The following is a 1,913-nucleotide window of genomic DNA, read 5'->3' as shown; positions in this document are numbered from 1 at the left end:
TACTTTACTATATACCGATTGTTGAAAAAACACAACCTGGTGGGAAAAGAAATCTTGCCGATGCCGGAGCGAAAGCGTTTTGCGTATGACCAGATCAATGAGCTATGGCAAGGGGACTTATCCCATGGACCCACGATTCGCGTCCATGGGAAAGCCCAGAAAACGTTTTTGATCGCGTATATCGATGACTGCTCGCGGTTAGTGCCATATGCCCAATTTTTCCCTTCGGAGAAGTTTGACGGGCTGCGGATCGTCACGAAGGAAGCGGTGCTTCGTTGCGGGAAGCCGAAACGCATTTACTCGGACAACGGGAAAATTTATCGGTCCGAGGTGCTGCAGTATGCGTGCGCCGAGATGGGGATTACACTCATCCACACCCAGCCGTATGACCCGCAAAGCAAGGGAAAAATCGAACGGTTCTTCCGCACCGTACAGACACGGTTTTATCCACTGTTGGAGCTGAATCCGCCGAAATCGCTTGACGAGTTGAACGAGCGTTTTTGGAAGTGGCTTGAAGAGGAGTATCATCGAAAACCGCACGCCTCACTGGACGGAAAAACGCCGCATGAGGTGTTTCAATCGCAAGTGCATCTCGTGTCGTTCATCGAAGATGGCGATTGGCTGGATGCGATTTTTCTGAAACGGGAGCACCGCAAGGTGAAAGCCGATGGCACGATCACCCTGAATAAACAGCTATACGAAGTGCCGCCTCGGTTCATTGGGCAATCGATTGAGCTCCGCTATGACGAACGAGGCGTCTATGTGTACGAAGATGGCAAACGGGTGGCGGAAGCCATTCGGGTGCGTTTGGAGGACAATGCCTATGTAAAACGCCATCGGTCCCCGTTTGCGGCGATTCCGGCGAAGGAGGGAGAACACGGTGTATAAATCGTTTTACTCCCTTTCGCGGGAGCCGTTTGCGAAAGAAACAGACCCGTCCGAGGCGTATCAAGGGGCGTCATTTCAGGAAGCGTTGCGGGCGCTGGAGTACGTGAAACGAACCCGGGGGATCGGGCTGTTGATCGGAGAGCCGGGGGCGGGCAAGACGTTCGCCCTTCGGGCGCTGAAAGAGTCATTGAATCCATCTTTGTATCATGTCGTCTACTTTCCGTTATCCACCGGAGNTCTACTTCCCGTTATCGACCGGAGGCGTGATGGATTTTTACCGTGGACTGGCCTTGGGATTAGGAGAGGAACCGAAGTACCGCAAGGTAGACCTCTTCCGCCAAATCCAGCAGGCGATCGAGCGATTGTATCATGAACGGCGGATCACGCCGGTGTTCATTTTGGATGAGATGCATTTAGCGAAGGATGCATTTTTACAGGACATCGCGATCTTGTTCAACTTTGAGATGGATTCGACCAACCCATTTGTCTTGATTTTGGCCGGGCTGCCCCATTTACAGGGGAAGCTGCGGCTCAATCAGCACCGCCCTCTCGACCAGCGGATCATCATGCGATACCGGATGGGGCCGCTGGAGAAGGAAGAGGTGGCGGGCTACATCGAGCATCGGATGAAACAGGCCGGGGCGAAGCACCCGATCTTCACCCCATCGGCGTTAGAGGCGATTGCCCTGCAGTCGCGGGGATGGCCTCGGGTGATCAACACGTTGGCCACGACGTGCCTGTTATACGGGTATCAGCTGAAAAAGGACGCCATTGACGAAGAAGTGGTGCGCATGGCCGCAGAGGAAATGGGGTATTAGCATGAAAGGGGCCGAATCGGCCTCTTTTGTGCTTTTTCTTTTCCATCGGTCCATCAGGCGCGCTGGAAATCTTCATCTGAAAGAGCGTGCAAACGTTCCGAAAGAATGTGCAAAATCCGGAACAATCCGCAAAAATTTTGCACATTATTTCCGAATCCGCCTGAAATAATTTGAAAAAGGGATTCTGAAATAATGTGCTAATTTACA

1 protein-coding gene and 1 pseudogene are annotated in these 1,913 nt (G+C 52.5%); both read left to right on the top strand.

Annotation, left to right across the window (positions count from 1 at the left end):
- Positions 1-888, top strand: an 888-nt coding sequence (locus NET03_RS13320; protein WP_252129375.1) for a TnsB C-terminal domain-containing protein, incomplete at its 5' end; no start/stop codon positions are given.
- Positions 881-1,706 (top strand): annotated as a pseudogene (locus NET03_RS13315) (ExeA family protein). The gene NET03_RS13320 and the pseudogene NET03_RS13315, both read left to right, overlap by 8 nt.
- The last annotated feature ends 207 nt before the right edge of the window (positions 1,707-1,913 follow it).

It is taken from the genome of Thermomicrobium sp. CFH 73360, assembly GCF_023806465.1.
Lineage (GTDB): Bacteria > Chloroflexota > Chloroflexia > Thermomicrobiales > Thermomicrobiaceae > Thermomicrobium.
This window is presented reverse-complemented; position numbering and strand designations above follow the sequence as displayed.